This is a genomic window from Leptospira ilyithenensis, from assembly GCF_004771005.1.
Classification (GTDB): domain Bacteria; phylum Spirochaetota; class Leptospiria; order Leptospirales; family Leptospiraceae; genus Leptospira_A; species Leptospira_A ilyithenensis.
The window spans coordinates 146228-167490 of the sequence record NZ_RQHV01000042.1; the positions used below are offsets into that span (position 1 = coordinate 146228).

22 protein-coding genes are annotated in these 21263 nt (G+C 38.5%); 13 read left to right on the plus strand and 9 right to left on the minus strand.

The annotated features are described in order from the left end of the window. The first annotated feature begins 38 nt into the window (after positions 1 to 38). Together EHS11_RS07360 and EHS11_RS07365 are read left to right on the plus strand one after the other, a co-directional pair. Positions 39 to 1604: an LIC10012 family protein gene (locus tag EHS11_RS07360; protein WP_135763949.1), complete on the plus strand. Its 1566-nt coding sequence runs from the start codon at positions 39 to 41 to the stop codon at positions 1602 to 1604. Continuing rightward, on the plus strand, positions 1585 to 2466 hold the full coding sequence (locus EHS11_RS07365; RefSeq protein ID WP_135763744.1) for a helix-turn-helix domain-containing protein: 882 nt from the start codon (positions 1585 to 1587) through the stop codon (positions 2464 to 2466). The genes EHS11_RS07360 and EHS11_RS07365 overlap by 20 nt, the downstream gene beginning before the upstream one ends. Here the strand turns inward: EHS11_RS07365 and holA are convergent. Then, positions 2445 to 3551 carry a DNA polymerase III subunit delta gene (holA, locus tag EHS11_RS07370; protein WP_135763745.1) on the minus strand — a complete coding sequence of 369 codons (1107 nt, stop codon included), beginning with the start codon at positions 3549 to 3551 and terminating at the stop codon, positions 2445 to 2447. The two genes, EHS11_RS07365 and holA, sit on opposite strands and share 22 nt — an antisense overlap. A 51-nt stretch (positions 3552 to 3602) precedes the next feature. Here holA and EHS11_RS07375 point away from each other — a divergent pair, with 51 nt between their 5' ends. Next, positions 3603 to 3833: a hypothetical protein gene (locus EHS11_RS07375; protein ID WP_135763746.1), complete on the plus strand. Its 231-nt coding sequence runs from the start codon at positions 3603 to 3605 to the stop codon at positions 3831 to 3833. A gap of 10 nt (positions 3834 to 3843) precedes the next feature. On the opposite strand, the gene EHS11_RS07380 is transcribed toward EHS11_RS07375, so the two are convergent. Then, positions 3844 to 4419, minus strand: coding sequence for a Maf family protein (locus EHS11_RS07380; protein WP_135763747.1), 576 nt, complete (start codon positions 4417 to 4419; stop codon positions 3844 to 3846). Between the two features lie 69 nt (positions 4420 to 4488). Here EHS11_RS07380 and EHS11_RS07385 point away from each other — a divergent pair, with 69 nt between their 5' ends. From EHS11_RS07385 to EHS11_RS07395, 3 genes are read left to right on the plus strand one after another with little or no spacing between them, the layout of a single operon-like run. Further along, positions 4489 to 4701, plus strand: coding sequence for a hypothetical protein (locus EHS11_RS07385; protein WP_135763950.1), 213 nt, complete (start codon positions 4489 to 4491; stop codon positions 4699 to 4701). After that, positions 4698 to 5435 carry an SDR family NAD(P)-dependent oxidoreductase gene (locus EHS11_RS07390; protein WP_135763748.1) on the plus strand — a complete coding sequence of 246 codons (738 nt, stop codon included), beginning with the start codon at positions 4698 to 4700 and terminating at the stop codon, positions 5433 to 5435. The genes EHS11_RS07385 and EHS11_RS07390 overlap by 4 nt, the downstream gene beginning before the upstream one ends. A gap of 7 nt (positions 5436 to 5442) precedes the next feature. Further along, the gene (locus tag EHS11_RS07395) at positions 5443 to 6069 is read left to right on the plus strand and encodes an L-threonylcarbamoyladenylate synthase (RefSeq protein WP_135763749.1); all 627 of its coding nucleotides are present in this window, start codon (positions 5443 to 5445) and stop codon (positions 6067 to 6069) included. 21 nt (positions 6070 to 6090) lie between these two features. On the opposite strand, the gene EHS11_RS07400 is transcribed toward EHS11_RS07395, so the two are convergent. After that, on the minus strand, positions 6091 to 7191 hold the full coding sequence (locus tag EHS11_RS07400; RefSeq protein ID WP_135763750.1) for a CapA family protein: 1101 nt from the start codon (positions 7189 to 7191) through the stop codon (positions 6091 to 6093). On the opposite strand from EHS11_RS07400, the gene EHS11_RS07405 reads away from it, so the two are divergent. Beyond that, complete coding sequence (locus EHS11_RS07405) at positions 7148 to 8821, plus strand: alkaline phosphatase family protein (RefSeq protein ID WP_135763751.1); 1674 nt, start codon at positions 7148 to 7150, stop codon at positions 8819 to 8821. The genes EHS11_RS07400 and EHS11_RS07405 overlap by 44 nt on opposite strands. A gap of 3 nt (positions 8822 to 8824) precedes the next feature. On the opposite strand, the gene EHS11_RS07410 is transcribed toward EHS11_RS07405, so the two are convergent. From EHS11_RS07410 to hslO, 4 genes are read right to left on the minus strand one after another with little or no spacing between them, the layout of a single operon-like run. Next, on the minus strand, positions 8825 to 10996 hold the full coding sequence (locus EHS11_RS07410) for a ribonuclease R family protein (RefSeq protein WP_135763752.1): 2172 nt from the start codon (positions 10994 to 10996) through the stop codon (positions 8825 to 8827). Then, positions 10996 to 11670: a tRNA (adenosine(37)-N6)-threonylcarbamoyltransferase complex dimerization subunit type 1 TsaB gene (gene tsaB / locus EHS11_RS07415; protein WP_135763753.1), complete on the minus strand. Its 675-nt coding sequence runs from the start codon at positions 11668 to 11670 to the stop codon at positions 10996 to 10998. The genes EHS11_RS07410 and tsaB overlap by 1 nt, the downstream gene beginning before the upstream one ends. Then, positions 11667 to 12113: a tRNA (adenosine(37)-N6)-threonylcarbamoyltransferase complex ATPase subunit type 1 TsaE gene (gene tsaE, locus EHS11_RS07420; RefSeq protein WP_135763754.1), complete on the minus strand. Its 447-nt coding sequence runs from the start codon at positions 12111 to 12113 to the stop codon at positions 11667 to 11669. The genes tsaB and tsaE overlap by 4 nt, the downstream gene beginning before the upstream one ends. Beyond that, positions 12110 to 12961: an Hsp33 family molecular chaperone HslO gene (gene hslO / locus EHS11_RS07425; RefSeq protein ID WP_135763755.1), complete on the minus strand. Its 852-nt coding sequence runs from the start codon at positions 12959 to 12961 to the stop codon at positions 12110 to 12112. Before hslO ends, tsaE begins: the two co-directional genes overlap by 4 nt. Positions 12962 to 13037: 76 nt before the next feature. On the opposite strand from hslO, the gene EHS11_RS07430 reads away from it, so the two are divergent. The 6 genes from EHS11_RS07430 to EHS11_RS07455 all read left to right on the plus strand — a co-directional run bounded on the left by EHS11_RS07430 (position 13038) and on the right by EHS11_RS07455 (position 19568). Further along, complete coding sequence (locus EHS11_RS07430; protein WP_135763756.1) at positions 13038 to 15026, plus strand: beta-galactosidase; 1989 nt, start codon at positions 13038 to 13040, stop codon at positions 15024 to 15026. Beyond that, on the plus strand, positions 15027 to 15926 hold the full coding sequence (locus tag EHS11_RS07435; RefSeq protein ID WP_135763757.1) for an LIC_10030 family protein: 900 nt from the start codon (positions 15027 to 15029) through the stop codon (positions 15924 to 15926). It abuts the gene before it with no gap. A gap of 8 nt (positions 15927 to 15934) precedes the next feature. Continuing rightward, positions 15935 to 16780 carry an inositol monophosphatase family protein gene (locus tag EHS11_RS07440; protein ID WP_135763758.1) on the plus strand — a complete coding sequence of 282 codons (846 nt, stop codon included), beginning with the start codon at positions 15935 to 15937 and terminating at the stop codon, positions 16778 to 16780. Positions 16781 to 16871: 91 nt separating this feature from the next. Then, complete coding sequence (locus EHS11_RS07445; RefSeq protein WP_135763759.1) at positions 16872 to 17447, plus strand: superoxide dismutase; 576 nt, start codon at positions 16872 to 16874, stop codon at positions 17445 to 17447. A 117-nt stretch (positions 17448 to 17564) separates the two neighbouring features. After that, a complete protein-coding gene (locus EHS11_RS07450; RefSeq protein ID WP_135763760.1) occupies positions 17565 to 18950 on the plus strand; it encodes an anthranilate synthase component I family protein in 1386 nt (461 codons plus the stop codon). Continuing rightward, complete coding sequence (locus EHS11_RS07455; protein ID WP_135763761.1) at positions 18951 to 19568, plus strand: anthranilate synthase component II; 618 nt, start codon at positions 18951 to 18953, stop codon at positions 19566 to 19568. On the opposite strand, the gene EHS11_RS07460 is transcribed toward EHS11_RS07455, so the two are convergent. Together EHS11_RS07460 and EHS11_RS07465 are read right to left on the minus strand one after the other, a co-directional pair. Next, positions 19545 to 20777: an LIC10025 family lipoprotein gene (locus tag EHS11_RS07460; protein ID WP_135763762.1), complete on the minus strand. Its 1233-nt coding sequence runs from the start codon at positions 20775 to 20777 to the stop codon at positions 19545 to 19547. The genes EHS11_RS07455 and EHS11_RS07460 overlap by 24 nt on opposite strands. Beyond that, a complete protein-coding gene (locus EHS11_RS07465; RefSeq protein WP_246047666.1) occupies positions 20752 to 21258 on the minus strand; it encodes a TlpA family protein disulfide reductase in 507 nt (168 codons plus the stop codon). The genes EHS11_RS07460 and EHS11_RS07465 overlap by 26 nt, the downstream gene beginning before the upstream one ends. Between the last annotated feature and the right edge of the window lie 5 nt (positions 21259 to 21263).

Sequence of the window (21263 nt, forward strand, 5' to 3'; positions counted from 1 at the left end):
CTAGAATTATTCTAATCAATATATTTCGTTATCATAGAATGAACAATGTTCTAATTATAACGCTTCTATTTTCCGTTATTCCATTTTTTGAAATCTTTGCTAAAGAAATAAGTATTCTACCTGCGTCCTTAAGCGGAGAAGTTCCATCCTTTTTGGGAACCAAGGAAGAAGCGTCCGTTGAGCTCGCAAAAATTTCGAGGCATTATCTAAAAAGAAATTTTTTTACGGAAATTACAGATGCAAAGAGTGTTGAAAATTTTCTATCTTCGGAAGGTTTCAATGCAGATACGAAACTAACAGAACAAAATTTGAATTTGTTATGCATTGAATGGGATAGCAATTTCATTTCCAAAGATTCCATAGATTTCGGAAATCCTGTTTTGATTCAGACGGAGATATACAATTGCAAAAGCAAATCTCTTCAACAGGTCCAATCAAAGCTGATATCGAATTTTATTCTAGCGATTGAAAAACACATAGAGAAAAGTTTTCGGTTTCTACCTCCGAAGATTCATGATAATAGACAAAAACGGGATAATATTTATAACGAAGTTTATTTTTTATTCGATACGAATGCTTCGTATGCTTATTATAGAAAAGACTTTGTAAAATCGGTTTCTTCTTTAATCGACATGCCGAATCTCTTCTTAGGGCTAACTCTTGTTCGTAAGGATAAAATCCTGAATATCGCATCTTCTTTGGAACATGCGGAAGTAAAAAAAGTTATAGAAGATGTAACATGGTCGGGTAACAATTCACCTGATGTCATTTTGCAATCCATTCAATCTTTGAAGTTGAGATTCACCGGTGGCAAAAAAGAATCCAGAAAACTATTTTTACTTTTATCAGGTGCCTCTAAAGACAAATCAAACGCGATCATACTTGCATTGAATGAGATCAGACAATTGGGATTTCAAATTCATATAGTGATTCCGAATCATTCGGAATTGACTGTGATCCGGGAATTGCAAAGGATCGGACGTTCCAGCTCCGCAAAGATATTGGGAATTACGGATTACCAAAAGATAGGGAACGAAGACGGATATTCCAATTTGTATTTGAATCAATTCAATCTTTATACTTCCGTTCTCGATGCTCCTCCTCCTTTTGATTTCGTAGCTTCCAATTATAAAAAATGGGACGCTTCGATTGTTCGTGCTGCCGTAGATGTGATCACTCCTTATAATATGTTCCAAGCTTATGAAAAAATTTCAGAAAAAAGAGTTTTGGAAAAATCGGAAGTGAAAACCGACATCGAAACTTTACTTGGTTCAGAAATGATCCGCGAAGAATCGGATACGGGAAGATACCAAAATGCACTCTTGGAAACAAAAGGAGAAGCCATCTGGATCAAACTTCCTATAGAATTGAATGTGATTCCGGGAAAAGAATATATTGTACAGACTACATTCTACGGAGATTCACTTTCCACATGGGGTGTGAAAAATCTACCAAATGAAACAAGTTTGTTAAGAACAAGTAGCTCTTATCCCAGATCCTTGCTCATTCTTCCTTCCCAATCGAAAAAATTTTTGGAATCCAACAAGATCAAACAATTTTCCGGATACTTACAAGGTGTGATCAGTGTCGTCAAAAAGAAATGAAGAGAATTGGATCACAGCTTCTTCTGATATAAAAAAACTCAAAGAACAATGGATCAATTCTTCCCAAACAAAAATTCCCTTACTAGTCATCGGTGAATCGGGAGTAGGCAAATCTTTTTGGATCGAACAGTCGATTCAAATCAGAAAGATTCTTACAAATGAGGTGAAGGTAGTGGACTTTAATTCCCATCCTATTTCGCTTGCGGAAATAAATCTACTTCTCAAAAGCCAAAAAACAAAGGTTATCTGGTTAAAAAATCTGGCTTATGCCGAAACTGAAACCGTTAAGGACTGGTTGAATTGGTGGAAGGAAGAGAAGTACAATAAAGATCCGATATACTATCTTTATTGGGAATTGGCCAAGGAGGAAGTTTCATTACTGCAAGAAAAACCTTTGGCTCAGGATTTTTTCGAGCAACTCAGATCATTTCGTTTCGAATTACCTCCTCTTTCAAAAAGAAAACCCGATATAGCATTGTTTTTACAGAATTTTCTGGAGATGGCAAATGCGGATTTGAAAAAGAAAGTTTTGTCTTTTGAGGAAAAATTCATTCCCTTTTTTTTGAACCGTATTTACAAGACCAACTTACATGAATTAAGGGATCTCGTATTTTCCATGGTGGCATTTACTTCCACAAAACATGTTTTATTAAAATCCCTTCCTTTACATTATTTTACCTCGGAAGCGGAAAAACTACATATCCAAACAGGTGTTTCCATAAGTGATTATGAAAAAGAAATCATCAAATCCAATTTGATTCTTACCAATGGAAACCGTGAAAAAACCGCAAAAATCTTAGGCATCTCTGAACGGAATTTGTATCGGAAGTTAAAGGAATATCAATTGGAAGAAGTTTGTTGAAGAATTCTAAAAGCATCCATCATCTTTTGTGAAAAATAAATTCTGCCTTCTTCGTTTCTAAGACCGGATTTGAATTTAATATTCATTTCAATCAAGAGTTCGTAGAAATCGTTCAGCGACTTTTCCGTAAAATGTTTGGATTCGGTTGCCAATTGTTTTCTCATAAAGTTTTTTCTACCTTCTGAAAAATGTCCTGTCTTTAGCAATTCATCCATAACGGGAATGGGAACTTCTCCGTTGTGTTTGGTTCTGATGATTCTAAATTTTCGAATCTCATCCAGTTTATAAAGCAACCTGGTTAAAAAAGATAAAATATCCCCGTTATCATCAGTGAACTTTGTAAATTCTTTAAAGAATTCCGTCTTTCTACCTTGGACCAGATAATCTACGAGAGTTGACGGGTTAATCTGTGTTTGGTTGAATAGGATCGCATTGATATCATCCAAAGTGAATTTAGTTTTATTCAAATACTGTTTTAATTTGCGAATGCTTTTTAAATAAGCTCCTATATTTGCAGGAATCTTATGCACAAATTCATCCCAAGCATCATTTTCCAATTGAACATGTTCTTGTTCCAAAACTTCACGCAAGGTTTTGGTAATATCGCTTTGGTATAAAATTTTAGGTTTATAATAAGAATGCTGGCTTTGGAAAAGGGTATTGAAACTCGCAGGTAGGTCTTTGGAATCGTAATGTACCAGAAAGAAAATTTTATCCGAAACGGAAGTGATATTTTTTTTAAAACCCACATTGAAGTCTCTGTATTCAGTGGAAGCTTTTGGGTCCAGGATCGGCTTGAAAAAAGCAGTTCCATGTTTTACAATGATCAGTTTTTTCGGAAAAAACATATCAGGAGTGAATAATTCTGCAAAAAGTTTGTTTTGATCACCACCTTCTGCCACAATCACGATGATTTCGAAAGTTTCTCCCTGTTTGTTCAGGGCTTCCTTGTAAAAATCAGTGATTAATTCGAATTCATAGGAATCTTCTCCTACAAAAGTAAAAATCTGGGGCATTTCCTTTGTCGGTGTTTTGAACAACTGGAATAGCGAAGTATATTCTTTACCTGTTTTTTTTGTTTCCATTTTTTTAAGAATGGTCTAATCTCGTAAGAGAGAAAGAGCGATAATCACAGTATGGATATAGCAAGCGGTGTGGCAAGAGTTTCAGGATTAGGGGAACCACTTACGTATGTGATGCCCACATACAATACAAAGGCCATCGAAAAGGTGGATGCGGTTCAGTCGAGAGACTATAAACCCAAATATCCTTCCGAAGATACGGCAAGTCAGGCAAGTTCGATCCAAGGGGATTCTGGTAAAAAAGCCAGTTATACTCCTGGCGATTTGGTCAACGTTTACGCCTAAAACCTTTTCTTTATGGGGAATTTTCATTTCCCCAGTATTCCTTCCAAATTTTCGATCTTCCTAAAAACGAAAAAAGCGGAAAGCCGACCACATTGTGGTACCTACCACGCCATTCCCGAACGGGACCGCCCGAATCTTGAATTCCGTAGGAGCCAGCTTTATCAAAAGGTTGAGCTCTATGAATGTAAGATTCAATTTCTGAAATACTCCATTTTTTAAAAGCAATCTCGGTCTCTTCATAAAAAAAATCGGATTGGCCGACAGAATACAGACAAGCCCCGGAAAAAACAGAATGGGATTTTCCGTTCAAATTGCTCAGAATTCGGACTGCGTCCTCGAAGTTTTCTGGTTTATGCAAAATCCGATTGTTCTGCACGACGATTGTATCGCAAGACAAGTAACTGGAATTCAAATCAAGGGAACCAGGAGAACCAATCTTTGCTTTGGCGATCCGCTCCAAATAGGAAAGCGGAAGTTCGCCAGGGATTTCCCTTTCATCTATGTCGGAAGGTTGGATTTCAAATTGAATCCCCAAAGTTTTTAAAATCTCAATTCTTCGGGGAGATCTACTTTTTAGAATGAACAAGTTCTTGCCTTTCTGTCAATGTTAGTCACAGTAAATTCTGTGAAGCAGAAGACTCCCATCCTTTTTCTGATGTTAATCTTAAATTTATCCATCGGGTGTAAATTCGGACATGTAGAAGATATTGAAGATTGTAATCCGATCGCAGATTATTATGAAAGAGGCGCGCATTATATTCGCAGGGATCTTGTGCGGGACGACGGAACTTTAGATTATAAAAAATTATTAGAAGATTCAAAACCGCAGAATAGCGAGTGTTATCCTGCCAATCATGAGGTGAAATGAAACTTTTCGATATAACTGGAAAAACCGTACTGATTACCGGCGCAAGCCGGGGAATTGGAAAATCCATTGCACTTGGATTCAGAGATGCCGGTGCCATTGTTTATGGTGCCGGATCAAGGCCCGAATCAATCGAATGGATGGACAAAGAAGGAATCAACGGTGTTGTAGTTGATGTCCGTTCCGAAAAAGATGCATTCAATGTGATCGGGAAAATCCGCGAAAAACACGGAAAATTAAACTGTCTCATCAATAACGCGGGTATTGCGACAAACACTCCTGCATCGGGGTTCAAAGAAGAAGAACTCCAGAATATGATTCAAACCAATTATACAGGAGTGTTTAGAAATTGTCAGGCTTATTACAAACATCATAAAAAAGACGGAGGAAACATCATTAATGTTGCTTCCGTTCTGGGTATGGTCGGATCAAAGCTTGCTTCTGTCTATTCAGGAACAAAAGGTGCTGTCATTAGTTTATCGAAAGCGTTGGCAATTGAATGGTGTAACTCTGGTTATAGAGTGAATGTGATCTGTCCGGGACTGATTGATACGGACATGACTGACATGATTAAAGACAAAGAGTATATTTTGAATCAGGTCCTTGCAGGGATTCCCATGGGTCGGTTGGGAGATCCGGAAGATATTTTGGGCGCCGCCATTTATCTGGCATCGGACGCGTCAAAGTACGTTACAGGTCAAACACTCGTTGTAGACGGCGGGCTCATAGCACAGTAGGTAGAATATGATAGATTATCTCCATCCTATCAATCCGGAAGTCCGAAAACTAAAACAAATTTCGGAACGATTGAAGAATGGAGAAATTTTTATCTTTCCAACTGACACTGTTTATGCGATCATTGCCGATTCGCATTCCAAAAAAGGTGTTGAAGCCATTTATAGTCTACGAAAACTCCCAAAAGACAAACCGCTTTCTTTGCTTTGTAAAGACATCTCCATGGCTTCACATATGATAGAATACCTTCCTAATCCTACTTACAAATTGATGAAAAAGATCACACCGGGACCTTTTACGTTTATTTTAAAGGCAAATAAAAATCTTCCCAAACCTTCCATCGCATATAACAAAGACAGACATATTGGAATTAGAATCCCCGGTCATAACTTTCTGGAAGAGCTGTTAAAAATTCATGACTCTACCCTGACTTCCACATCAGCTTTTACAAATGACGAGTTTTTGATCGATATAGATGATTTAGAAGCGGTTTATGGAAATCATGTGGCAGCAATCATTGACGGAGGAATCGTTAAAGTAGAACCTTCGACGATCTTGGATTGTACGGAAGATAAGATCAAAGTGATCCGGGAAGGAAAAGGATTTTCCGATCTAAATCTTCAATCTGAAGAGTGAATCAAGTATTTTGAAAACAGCTCATTTTAAAACTTTAAGTAGCTGTGTCTTATAAGCTTTCATCTTGGCCTCGGAGTGTTTCGGTAGTTTTAAATCTATTTCCTGATTCAAATACTTATCGATAGGAATGATCCTGTATCCGGACGGATATACCCAAACCGGTTCGTAATTTATATTCATAATTTCTTTCGAACTCTTTCCATTTACAACAAGATCGAAATTTAAAATGATTCCACCGTCCGTAAAGGGTGCGTTCTGTGCGGATAGAAAATTTCCCAATGAATAAGCAACTAACTGTTGTTTCGATATACTCTCGTTTGAAGTAGTTTCAATTTTTTTAAAGTTTTGCACTACGTGAGGATGGCCTCCTATAATGAGGTCGGCACCTTCTTCCAATGCGATATCAACCCATTTGATTTGATCTTTATCCGGCTCGGTTTTGTATTCTGTTCCGAAATGGAACCAAACAAGTGTAAAATCGACATTCCGGGTTTTGGAAAACCGAATGTCTTCTCTGATTTTTTTCTCTTCGATTAAACGAACAATCTTTTCCCCCGGAACTTTGATTCCGTTTGTAGAATAAGTATAATTATAAACAGCTATGCGAATTCCGTTTTTTTCTAAAATAAAATGTCTTCTGCTTTGATAATCCGATTCGGAAGAATAAGTCCCCAAAGGAATCATTCCTTCGGCGAGCACTGTTTCAATCGTCAGATCAATTGCTACCGCTCCTTTGTCCGCAGAATGATTGTTTGCTGTTGAAAGTACATGAAACCCTGCTTTTGCAATACTTTGAACAAATCCGGGAGGAGAACCGAATCTGGGATAACCGCTATGATCTGCTTGATCCTTGGTAATGGTAGTCTCCAGGTTTCCGAAAACGATGTCATAATTTTGTAAGATAGGTTTTACATATTCGAAACTGGAATCAGCAGAGTAGGATTTTGTTTTTGCATTCCAATATGTTCCTAACTGCGAATTGTGACACATAATGTCACCGACGATTGCAATTCTAACTTGCTTTTTTCCTATCTTGGAAGGAAAACTAGAACATTGATTGAGTAGGAATAAAACACTAATGAACGTATTTATTATAAGATATCTATATATTATCTTATCCATTTTTAGCTTATGTACTTCCTGCGGTTGGGAATCAGATTATAAAGAAGCTGCAAAGAGATCCTTACAACCAAATACGGATCTGATCCTTGTGCCATATCCTTTCAATATTTTTGATAAACATTCAAGGGAATCAATCACTCTTTCTCATTATACCCAGGATGAAATTAAAAATATTCTGAAAGAATACGATCTATCTTGGGATGAATTGAAAGATAGCTGGAAATGGAATGAAAAAGAGCAATCGTTTGAAAAAGAAGTCAACTATACCTCTCATTATACTCAATATTCCTATGACACGAACATTCCGGTTTGGATCTACGGACCAAAGTGGTTTTATAACGGCAACTACGCAGACAAAATTCACCAACAGCATCTTGCTTCGATACTTTCGAAAGTATTGGATTTTTCTTTTTCAAACCTGCTCGACGTACAGTTCTTAACTAAAATTTTCAAAACCAATTCTGAAAAACCGAAACTCATCATTACCATTGTAGTGGACCAGGGCGGACAACAGTTGTATTCTGCTCATCCCAACGCGTTTCCATTTCTGAAAGATTTAAAATCCAAATCCGCATATTTCAAAAACGGAAAAGTGGGACATCTGGAAGCACATACTGCTGTGGGACACGCAGCGATCGGAACCGGCGCTTACCCGTCCCAAACACAAGCATTCTCAAACGAAATCTATTCCTGGTCCAAGGGAAAAATCGATGTTCATCAGGTCTACCAAGGCTTAGGTGATACTATAGATTTAAACGAATTAAAAGCGGCAAGTCTTGCTGACGAATGGGATCTTTATCTAAACAACGAACCTGTAGTTATTAGTCAATGTTATGCGGCAAGGGCAAGTATCGGAATGGCAGGGCATGGCAAGGATTTTCATTCGAAAAGCGGCCAAGTTTCGGATTCGGATTTTGTTTATTGGGAAAATACGAAAGATTTAAAATGGGATACATATTCCAATGCTTACCTTGTCCCAGATGCGCTGAAACGATTCAATCTCTATGATTTTTACAAAGAAAAGGAAAAAACAACAACTAGTTCTTTCAAAGTAAAAGATCGTTTGGAATTTTTACAAAAGATTCATTTTTTTCAGGCATCCGAATACCAAGTATTGTTAGATGGTGAATCAATCCGAACTGCGATTCAGAAAGAGATTTTGGAAAAGAAAAAACACCTGGATGGAAAGACGGATTTTGTTTATGTGACCTTGAAGGCAACGGATGCAGTCGGTCATTTATCCGGTTGGGAATCGGAAGAAGCCCGCAAAATTCTTTCCGCGACAGACAAAGAAATCGAAACGATATTTAACTTTTTAAAAGAAAACTATGGAGACGATTTTATCCTGGTAGTGACTGCAGACCATGGTGCCGCACCAATGCCGGAAGTATCCAATGCCAGTTTCCTAACTCATGATCAATTCTTTGAAGAACTCTCCCGGTTTTTACCGAAAGAAGTTCGGACGGAAAAATCAATCGTTCAATGGGTAACCCACTCCCAACTTAGTTTGAATCGGGAAGTGATGAAAGAGTATTCTATCACTGAAGATCAGGTGATAGAAAAACTGGAAAATATTCTTGTCGATGGTAAACCGTTCTTTCGAAGGATATGGAAACGAAGCGATCTTTGATTTTTAAGTCGCTTTTTTAAAATCCTTTAAAGTTAAAAACACTTTGATCTCTTCGTAGTCGATTCGATCTAAAGAAACAGTCACCGGGTCTCCGATAAAAAAGATTTTAGTATGCTTTTTCGAATAAAAGGAAAAATCATTTTTAATCATGATTTCGAATTCGTCGGTAAACTGTTGTTTATCGAGCACTCCTTCCAGACTTGATTCTTCCAGTTCAACAAATACTTGAGCCGGTCGGATTCCTACGATAAAACCTTTAAATTCCTTTTTACCAGTGGATTCCAGGTAACGGAAGGATTTGATTTTAATAATATCTCTCTCCGCATCAGCCGCTCTTCTTTCTTCGTCGGAGCAGTGTTTTCCCATCATAGCGATACCGGGTTTGTCGTAAGGAAGCTTGGTTCCCAGAATCACAGCATGCAAAACTCTATGTACTATCAAATCCGGATAACGGCGAATTGGTGAAGTAAAATGACAATAGTCTTGGAAGCCAAGCCCCCAGTGACCTAGAGTTTCTGCACCATAGTATGCCTGCATAAAACTCCTTAACAATAGATAGTTGAAAATCTTAGCTACTGAGTTGTTTCCGATAGCATTTACTGCCGCGGTGATCTCGGGATAGCTGGTATCTTTGATTTGAATATGAAATCCGTTTAGTTGAAGAAATTGATTCAACATTTCCAATTTTTCTTCATCCATAGTTTCATGAATTCTATGCAAAGTAGGCGCATTTTTCTTGCGAAGAAATTCATCCACTTTTGTATTTGCAGATAACATTAGTTCTTCGATCAACATATGACTGTTCAATCTTTCTCTGATTTCGATTCCAATCGGTTTTTGATCTTTATCCCATTGAATGGTGGTTTCTTTGATATTTAAATCGACTCTACCTTTTTGAATGCGTTTTTTACGCATGTTATCGGTGAATTTGGATATTTTATAAATCCATGACTCGGGATTGGCAGCTTTAATTTCATCTTCCGCCATCTCATAAGTGTAACGTTGATTCACTTTGATCACAGACTTGTAAAATTTGGCATTGTAAATCTCACCTTCTTTGCTCGCTTCCATTTCGACTGTAAATGCCAACCGATTCTTGTTTGCCACAAGACTACAAAGATTTTCCGATAAAACGGGTGGTAACATTGGCACAACTTTATTGGCCAAATAAACGGAAGTGGCCCTTTGGTAGGCCTCGTCATCCAAAGGAGTGCCCACCTTAACATAATGCGAAACATCTGCAATATGAACCCAAAAACGGACCCGGTTTCCTTCTTCCTGGAAACTAATGGCATCGTCAAAATCTTTGGCGGTGATCCCATCGATTGTAACTGCATAAAGTTCCCGAAGGTCAGTACGGGAATTCCAATCGCTTACGTTGGATGGTTCAACTTCTTCGGTAAGATCGAGTTTGATATTGTCGGGATGTTGTACGTCGAAATTGTACTTCATCAGAATCCTTTGAAAATCAGGATCTTCTTTGGTATCGGATTCGAATCTTAAAAAAGAAACATCGTATAAATTATCCTCAGGCGTTACACCTTCTTTGAATTTGACAACCAGGACATCATCAATTTGAATTTTATCCAATATATCTTTAAGAAGAGTTTTCGCATGAATCACACCTTCTTTCTCGTCACCTAACATATCGAGGAATTTTCCAAAAACAAATCTATTGTTTTTTTCAGTGACTCTCAAACGATAAAGTGTACGACCTCGTTTGACAATTGCGGTTACTTCGCCTTCAAATCTGTCTTTTCTGCCGATGCCCAGTGGTAGTACTTCAACTTTGTCCCCCGAGATCGCAGTGCCTATCATCGAGCCGGGAATAAATACTTCATTTTTACTCGGTAGGCTTAAGAATCCGTCTCCTCTTCTGGAAACGGAGACTCTTCCGTAAAAACGAAAGGGGTTTGCGATTAGAATTCTTTTTCCATCCATCACAAGCAGGTTTTCGTTTTCCAAAGATAAAAGCAGATTGTCCATTGCAATCATCAGCTCTTTATTCGAATTTTGTTTTCTTTCTTTCGGCGCTGATTTTTTCTTTGTAGGAGCTTTTTTCGGTTTTTCCGTTATGTCTAAAAATTTATTTTTTAACTCTTGTTTAGTGACTTCTTTACCGGCCTTCGCTTCTAAATAGTCTATGATTTTTTTTTGAATTTTATATGTATCCATTACGCTGTGTTAGTTTCTAAATAAGTGCCGCGAATATAATTGGGGAGAAGAAGGGAATAATTGGAAGTTTTTAAGTCGGCACGTAAGATTGTATCTTTCTTAGTTTCTAAAATTGGCATACTTTCCGGTAAAGTCTCTTCAATTTTAATCATTTCCTTATAAAATTGGACGTTCGTTTCTCCTGAATAAACAAAACAGACATCTTCCTTTTGCAGATTTTTTAAATATTCTTCGATTTTTGCGGATGTCCAATCGAAAGTCCCGGAATAATTACCTTCTGTTAAATGACCGAAATAATGTTTTTTCTGTTTTCCATCCAAACATACAAACGTTGATTTTTTGTTTTTTGTTTGAGAAAAATATTTGCAATAAGCTTCTATGGTATCCATTCCTAGGCACGGAATTTGCCATAATTGAGATAGGTTTCTGGCGGTGGTGACTGTGATTCGGATTCCGGTGAAAGAACCGGGACCTGTTAGTACAAAAATCCGATCGGGCTTTCCCCATCCTGTAGATTGTAACGCCTTCTGGATTTCTTCCACCAAACGAAACGAAGATTCTTTCGGACAGTATTCTTTGAATTCGTATATGCTTTCACCAGGTTTTTCAGAACTCAAGATCGTTGCGGAAACATGAATCCAATCCTGAGTAGCATCAAAAAATAAAACCTTCATGCACTCGTTTCCAATGTATAATTTCGGGTTTCCAAAGTATCGTGTTCGATGTTCAGATAAAGCCGCCCTTCTTTCGGAAGCATGCTTTCAGCTATTTCCCACCACTCGATAAGAGAAATACCTTCCTTTCCCCAAATTTCATCGAAACCAAGTTCAAACAATTCACTTATATCTTTAATCCGATAGAGATCAAAATGATGAACAGGAATGTCATTAAGATCATATAAGTTGTGTAATGCGAATGTGGGAGAATTTACTAATTCTCCCGAATCCCTGGAATCCATCCATTTTCGAATAAAGGTTGTTTTTCCTGCACCTAAGTCACCTGAGAATAAAATACAGGGAAACTTTTTTTCCGAAAGTAAGTTGTCTATGTTTTGGTTGAGAGCGGAAAGAATAGGTTTGATTTTACCCAAAGGAACGGATACGAAATTTTTTATCATTCTTTAAATAGATGCGCTACATCTTCTTGATTGTACTGGTATGCTTTTCTGCAAAATTCACAAGTAATTTCGATCTGTCCTACATCCGTCAGGATTGACTCGGCTTCTTTTTTTCCCAAGGAGACTATGATTTCGGAAACTTTGTAACGGGAACAATCGCATAAAAACTCAGGTTCTTCCGTGGATAAAACTACTAGTTCCGATTCGATTGTGATCATTAGTTCCGTTCGCATCTCCTCAAATCCCAAGTCCCAAAATGATTCTTTGTTGATGATGGGAGAAATTTTTTCATTTAAGTATTTAAAATCGGCTTCACTTGCTTCCGGCAATGCCTGGAACATAATTGCTTTTGCCCGGAAATTCCCGTCTATTTTCAATGGTTCCACGTCCATTCCTACGATCGCTCTCACTTGATCGGATTCCGTTAAGTATTTCAAAAAATTTACTTCGAAAGTATCTTCTACTAAATTTGTAAAGGATTGGTAAAAATCGGCGTTCATCTCCCAACGAATGACTTTCATGATTCCTTGACCCAGGATGAACTCATTACGGATATCTCCGACGGCAAATTCGCCCGGGTATGCGACAGCTTTCATTACCCCATAACGGTTGCTATAAGCAAGGACGGATTTGTTCGTATCGTCCTTCCATTGGATACTGACTCTTTGTTGGTCCTTTGTCATCTCTGCAAGAAAGAGAGCACCCATCAGAGTCTTAGATAGAAAGACGCTCATCTCCGAGTTAAGTTCGTGCAATAAGATGATTTCTTTTGCTGTTTTGGTTAGATCAACGATGGAAAACCTAAAATGGTAATTGGGAATGATTCCTAAAATAACTGAATCTGTCATTATTTGATTGAAAGGGGTGATTTCTAATTCAGTTTATGCTGCAAGACGGATTCTGCAATCGTAAAAAGGAAAAATCATGATCTTTGGAGTGGATTATTACCCGGAACAATGGGAAAAAAAAGATTGGGATGAAGACCTTTCCATTATGAAAAATATGGGTCTCACTTCGGTTCGATTGGCGGAATTCGCTTGGGCTCTTATGGAACCAAAGGAAGGAAAATTTGATTTTTCCTTATTCGATGAAATATTGGAAAAAATCCATAGAGCAGGAATGACTGCTATCTTGGGAACTCCGACAGCTACCTTTCCACCTTGGCTGTACAAAAAACATCCGGAGATCGTTCAAATTTCCAAAGAAGGAATTCTACGCACAATCGGTACTAGGCGACAGGCCTGTTTTTCTTCTCCAGCATATCGGAAGGCGACGGAAAGAATTGTAACGGCGATGGCAAAACATTTTGGAAATCATCCTGCGGTAGTGGGTTGGCAGATTGATAACGAACCTGGTCACGAAGGATCGGATTTGGATTATTCGCACTTGGCGCTCACCAGTTTTCGAAAATGGTTGAAAACAAAATACAAAACCGTCGCAAACTGTAACAAGAGTTGGGGGAGTGTATTTTGGGGAATGATGTACAATGACTGGGATGAAATTCCCCTTCCTGCATCTCATGTTGCTAGCAATTTCAATCCTTCTATGATCCAGGACTATTACCGGTTTCAATCGGATGAACTGATCTCTTATCTCAGTCTTCAGGCAAATATCGTTCGAAAATATTCGAAGGGAAGGCCACTTACCGTAAATCTTTATCCTTCTCCTTTTTTGCCAATCACCGATATGCACAAGTTATTCGGTGAATTTGACTATGTTTCCTGGGACAATTACCCGGTTTGGGGAAATCAAAAAGATCCTTTTCCACACCCTCTTGTATCTGCAACACAACAGTATTGTCGTGGATTGAAAAACAAAGCATTCACAGTTATGGAACAAATTTCGGGCGTTCAGGGCCATGATACTTTGGGATATCTTCCTCCTCCGGGCCAGATAGGTTTGTGGTTGACCCAAGCCATTACCAACGGTGCTAATCAGATTTATTTTTTTCGTTACCGTACCGCTCGTTTCGGACAAGAACAATTATGTTACGGGATTTTGGATCACGGCAAAAAGCTCACGCATAAATATTTCGAGCTGCAAAAGAAAATCCAAGAGATCAAAGAATATGCGGAAGACATTGCAGATGTTCCTTATCCGGCTGAGGTAGCCATCTTGCATGATATTGAAAATGCACGCAGTTACAAACATCAGCCTTTGAGTGACGGATTGAAATTTTCTCCCGTGTCTTTTGCTCAAGTGGGCTACGACATAGAAATCGCAACTTGGTTTGCGGGAACTAATGTGCTGAACGCAAACACGCATTCTTTACCGGCACGAACGGAGATTGATTTTAAAAATTATAAAGTCATCACTCTTCCTCTCTACACAATGTTTGAAGACTCTGTGATCCAAAAACTGGAAGCCTACGTAAAAGAAGGCGGAACATTGGTCCTTGGCTACCGTGCAGGTATCAAGGACCAAAATCATTGGATGGTGGAAGAACCGGTACCTGGACGATTCCGGGAGATGGCTGGAGTGGAAACATATCAGTTTGAGGCTATGGGCGAAGGAGAGAAAGTTTCCATCCGAATGGGACTTTTTCCTTTGCGGGGAACTAAATTTTGCGAACTATTGGAGCCGATTACGGCAAAACCGATCGCCTACTATTCTGACAGCCGCAAATTTTACAAAGGGAAACCGGCGATTACCTTAAATCAGTATGGAAAGGGAAAAGTTTATTATGTAGGAACTTCCCTTAGCCCGGAAACTATGGTCTTATTCTACCGTAAGGTTCTGCTCGGTGCCGGTGTTAAATTCGGATTTTTAGGATCTACCGTTGAGAAACAATACCGTATCGGTCGAAAGTATAATTATGAAATCATTATGAATCATTCTTGGAAGCCTACCTGGGCCGGACTCAAAAGATTACAATCATTTGAAACTCGCATAACAAAGATTAATAAAAAATAAATGTTAATTAAAGATTTCAAATCCGTCAATAAAATGTTAAACGATATATCCGGAAAAAATCATCCTGGAGATATCTATGTGGACAACCTGCATTCTCCTTATATTCGTTTTGAGGAAACATTCGTAATACCCGCTTCTTCGATCACTCACCCTGAATTTTCCTCGGTCAAAGATTTTGTTTCCATACTTTCCAAGTATCTTCCGGAAGCAATAGAAGGAACTTGTCTTTTGCCGGAACCAAGACCAAAACGAGAAACCGGAAAATTATTTTTTGTAAGACCGATTGTATTCAGTAACAAACAATTTCTTTATGTCTTCGCTACCGACATGCAGTATTTGGGTGGTGCCTCCGGTGAAGAGATTAAAAAGCCTGGAGCGCAAAATTTAACCCCCAGCATCATCACCGATCGCATTTATTTTCAAGTTAAGATTTTTCCTATAGAATCGCTAAAAGAAGACGGAGATCATATTATTGATTTTAAGTCTCAAAGATTTCAAGGAGGAGTGTTTCGTGTTGAGTCGGACCGAACACATGACCACCCAATCCGAAGATTTTCGGAAATTTTTGATGAGATTGATTTTTCTGATATCGAATTAAAAATCAGGGAAGAATTGGGAATCAATTCTGAAGTCTGGCAGCTAGGCCGGGTTTATAGTCCCATCGGAATCGATTATTTGGCTTTAAGTTTGCGTTTTTTAACTCCTTCTCTTCCTAAGATCATCAAAGAGTTTAGAAATTTTTATTCGGTTTTAGATCCCGGAGAAAATGGAGTGCAAGACGGGGAGAGAACGGCTTATCATTTCTACCTAAAACAATTTGCTGCGGAAAGAGCCCAGTCTCGTTCGGGAAATATGTTGTGGAAAATCAACTTTACTGAAAAAGACCATACTCCGCAATAAGGTAAGCCATGAGCATTTCTTCTCCTACCATTAGTTTTCCCGTCGAGGAAACCATCAAACGAATCGAATTCATCAAATCCAATGCGAGTGGAATCATCCATGAAGCAAAAAAGATTCAGAAAGAAATGTCCGGCATTCGTTCCAAGACAGATGCGGATGAAAGAGAAAGAATACACGCCGCCGATCGGGTATTAGGTGATATCTTCATCAAATTTTTGCAAAAGGCTTTTCCAAAGGACGGCATTTTATCGGAAGATAAGGAACCGATCGACGGAACCAATGATTTTCGTTGGGTTTTGGATCCTGTAGACGGATCAATGAATTTTGTGAGAGGACTTCCTCTTTATGCGATTTCATTTGGGCTGGAACACCGTGAAACGCCTGTTGGGGGAGTCGTGATTGTTCCGCCGCAGGATGCTGTTTATTCCGCAGTATTGGGGGAAGGCGCGGTAAAAAACGGTGAAACAATTTTTACCTCTTCCGTATCTGAACTCAACAGAGCGATTTTCAGTCCGAACCTTCCTACAAAAAGAGCCCATATGATCCAAGAGATTATGGCGGATCTTTCAGGATTTTTAACTTACGCACGTTCCTTTCGCAGGACAGGCTCCTTTGTATTGGACTCTTGTTGGATTGCAGAGGGTTTGATGGATGCTATTTGGGAAAAATCCGTAAAACACTGGGATATTTCCGCTGTTTCTGTCATTCTCGGGGAAGCAGGCGGGAAGATGACCGATCTGAATGGTAAACATTATTATACAGGTCTTCCCGAGTTAATTGCTTCCAACGGAATCATTCACGATGAAATTTTGAATTTATTGAAGACAGTTCGTTCTTCGGTGAGTAGAAACTAATCAAAATAGAATGATTATTGGTTTACTAGAATTATTCTAATATTAACTATAAAGAAAATAGAGATACACTTTACCATCTAGGAGACTTCCAATGGAACATAAACTTCCCGAACTACCATACGCAAAAGATGCACTTTTACCGCATATTTCCCCCGAAACATTAGACTTTCATTACGGGAAACACCACCAAACCTATGTTACTAATTTGAACAATCTGATAAAGGGAACCGAATTTGAAAATTCTTCACTCGAAGATATTGTGAAAAAATCAAGTGCGGGAATTTTTAACAATGCGGCGCAAATTTGGAACCACACTTTTTACTGGCATTCGCTTTCTCCGAAAGGCGGCGGACCAGCTACCGGTGCAGTCGGCGATGCGATCAATAAAGCATTCGGTTCCTTTGATGCTTTCAAAGAAAAATTCACCACGTCCGCTGTTACCAATTTCGGTTCCGGTTGGACTTGGCTTGTGAAAAAAGGAGATTCCGTAGAGATCGTGAATACGAGCAATGCTGGTTCCCCTTTGAAAGACGGAATTCAATCTCTTATCACAGTTGATGTTTGGGAACATGCTTACTATATTGATTTTAGAAATGCTCGTCCGAAGTATTTGGAAGCTTTCTGGAATCTAGTGAACTGGGAGTTTGCAAACCAAAACTTCAAATAAGCATTCGCTGGAATCATGCAAAGCAAAAGGCAGGTAAGCGAAAGCAAGCCTGCCTTTTTTATTTCAGAAACAAAGGAATTTAGAATCTTGGTATTCGTAACCAAGCAAAGGTGTCAAATGAGTCTTCCTAAAATTGAAATCCCAAAAAAACCAAAATACATAAATCTGGAATTACCGAGAGAGATTGAATTTTGGGAGTTATTTCGTTTTTTCGAAAAATCCTATGATACTTGTTTTTTATTGGAGTCCGCAGGAGACAACCAATATGATTCCCGTTATTCGGTGATCGGATTTGACCCGGGGCATACGATCATTGGAACCCCCGGCAATCTCAATATCGACGGAAAAGATTACGAAGTTACAAATCCTTATTATTCCCTTAGGGAATTGACGGATTATAATTCGTTAAGCATAAGTTATGCGGGTGGACTTGTCGGATACCTGAGTTATAATTCGATGCAATTTTTAGAGCCAAAACTTAAAATACAGCCGCATCCTGATTTTCCAGCTATGGAATTCGGAATGTATTTGGATGGTTTGATATATGATAAATTTACCGGTGAACTGATTTATTTTAATAACGGAAAAGATAGATCTAAGGAAGTATCTTCCATATTGAACCGGGTAAGTTTGGAAAAAGATTTATTAAAACCCAAGGTCAGTGTAAAAGCGGAAGGTTTTTTTTTCTCAAAAGATACTCACAAAGAAATGGTAGATGAAACTTTGGAAGAGGTCAAAGCAGGAAATACATTTCAATGCCAAATTGGCTTTGAAGAAAAATTCACCGTAAATGGAAATCCTCTCGCTATCTACGAAACTCTTAGAAAAATCAATCCTTCACCTCATATGTATTATGTGAAATTCAAGAAAAGAGTGATTTTGGGCGCTAGCCCTGAATTGTTATTCCGACTCAGACAAGGCGAAATGGAATCCTTTCCTCTTGCAGGTACAACTAAGAGAGGAAGCAGTCCGGAGGAAGATATAGATCTTGCCAGAAAACTTTTAACCGATCCTAAAGAAATTGCGGAACACAACATGCTCATCGACTTACATCGAAATGACGTGGGTAGGGTGGCGAAATTCGGAACGGTGAAAGTAAGACGCCGTTTTGATGTCAAAAGGTTCAGCCATGTTCAACACATTTCCAGTGAGGTAGTAGGAATTTTAAAGGCAAAGGAAGATATGTTCTCAGGCTTAGCAGCTTCTTTTCCTGCAGGGACTTTGTCAGGGGCGCCTAAAATCGAATCAATGAAGATCATTGAAAGAATTGAAAAGAGTCCTCGAGGTCCTTACGGAGGAGCTGTAGGTTCTTTCGGATTCAACGGAGATTGCACTTTTGCCATTCCCATTCGGAGTTTTTTTGTCTGTGAAAACCGAGGGTTTGCTCGGGCTTCCGGTGGAATTGTTTACGATTCTTTTGCGGAAGGAGAATATCAGGAGATTATCAATAAGATGGCTTCTGTCAAACGAGCCTTGCAAGATCATTTGGAAGAAGGAAAGTAGATGAAAGTTTTAATCTTGGACAATTACGATTCCTTCACATTCAATCTCTATCAATTGGTAGGCGAGATCTTGGAAGAAATAGGCAACCCATTTCAGTTGGATGTGTTCCGAAATGATGAAAAGGAATTTAAGGAAATCGAATCTGCAAATTATGATAGGATTATCATTTCTCCGGGACCTGGTCATCCCGCTGATAAGGAATACTTCGGAATTTCAAGTGACATCTTATTGAACTTAGGCGGCAAAACTTCCATCCTTGGAATTTGTCTCGGAATGCAAGGAATGGCGACCACATTCGGAGGTGAAGTAGTACGTGCGGAGATTGCAATGCATGGAAAACTTTCTCCCATCGTGCATGATGGAAAAGGTGTTTTTAAAAATTTAACACAAAATATCGAAATCATGCGTTACCATTCCCTTGTCGCGAAAGAATCCAGTTTACCGAAAGAATTGGAAATCACTGCTCGTGTAGCAAGTCCCGATCTAAAAGGGGAAATCATGGGTTTGAGACATACGAAATTGGATATAGAAGGAGTTCAGTTTCATCCTGAATCTTTCGGTTCGGAAGAGGGGAAACTTTTGTTGAAAAATTTTCTAATGGGAAGTAGCTCCCTTTAAGTCTTTGAGCATAGCAGATTCCCAAGAAGCATAAAAATCAAAATCCTGTGCCGCATCTTGGGAGTTGTCATTTCCAAAGAGTGAAAATTTCTTTCGCATAATCTCACCATAGGTGGTGATTTTGTTGGTTTGCAGGTTCACTTTTTTCTGATAAACAGCTTCCAGTTGAGAGCCTCCTTTCCCTTGAGTGCCATTTACCAACAAAGTCAGCATATCTGAAAAATATTCGTTCATATTTCCAGGAATGAAAAAATCGATAATGCCAGTTGGAATAAAGTAGAGTACATTTCCTGAAATTTCCTTTTTACCGACTTTTATAAATTTGCCCTTCAGTCGATCTTCATTGGCAAGACTATAGTATTGGAGAACGTATTCCAGATTTTGGATCTTTGCAATGGTTCCGTAAGAACGAATTTCAATGTCCGCTAAAAAATGAATTTCAATCGGCTTTTGAAAGAATTGTTTTCGTGGTTGCGCAGGAAGTCGGAATTGTAAGGTTTTGCCTTGATTGGAAAGATGAATTCGGTCTTCCGGATTTGCTTTGTCCCAAATTTCCAGATTCAATTTGCTTTTTTCCAACCTGCTTCCCGTTCGATTGTAAAAACCTGGAAATCTTTTCTGAGTTTCTTCATTCAGAACGAACTCTAAAACGACCCAATCCGTTTCATCGTAAATATGGCATTGCATAGTTTCACATAAGAATTGTAAGTTGGCAGAATCTTTTTTTAATTTTTGGTAAGATGGTTCATCACTTGCAATAAAAGCAAATTCATTCAGCCAGGCAAAGAAGTCGCGTGGTAAATACCCGTTCCAATGGGAAGTTTGTGATCTTTGTACAGTATATATTTCCTTTTGTCCCCAGAGTTTGGGAGTGTATTCCGTCTTAGCAAAATAATCCGAGCCGTTTGTTGTTTCCGGATACCAATCAATCGACCATTTGTCAGAATCTGAAAGCTTACCACCTAACTCTAAATAAAATATTCCCGAATTTGTTTTTTTTAAATCTTTTTCTTTCCCTTGGGAAAAACCGCCGAACTGTGCAGTTAAAAAGGTTTCATTCGTTGTGGAAGATTTGATTGCTCTTTGCATGGAATCATAATCTTTCCAAAATTGATAATGGCTTTCGTTAGGTCTACTGCAGGAAAACAAAAAGAGTAGGACTAAAGAAAATAATAAAATTCGATTATAAAGTAGTTTTGAGAATAACATACAATTCTTTGACTTTTTCATCATTCGCAGTTTTCAAATATTCTCGATGAATTTCTTTTCCTTTCCTGTCAAAAATTCTTAAAAAGGCTTTTTCCGGTTCCAGACCTTGGATTAATTCTCCTTTTCTATCCAGAAGTACGGCTTCAAACTGTTTTGATTTGGATTCCTCAATGTATTTTTCAACGAGATGATTTGTTTCTTTCAGATTCAAATAAGATAGGAATACGATCTTGTCTGCATCTTTCCAAAGAAGGTTTTGCATCTTCCAGTAGATTTTACGACCTACCTTTCGGCACAATTCCACATCTTTGATTTCGCAACCTAAAAGTAAGGAAGGCTTTCCTTTGATGGTATCATGATTGTACTGTTTTCCATACTGATCCGCCATTTGGAAATGGGGAAGAGTGTTCGCGTAAGTAAAACCGAAAGATATGAAAAATATGCAGAGAAAATAAAAAAGTACTCTGAGTTTTGCGAACACAAAGA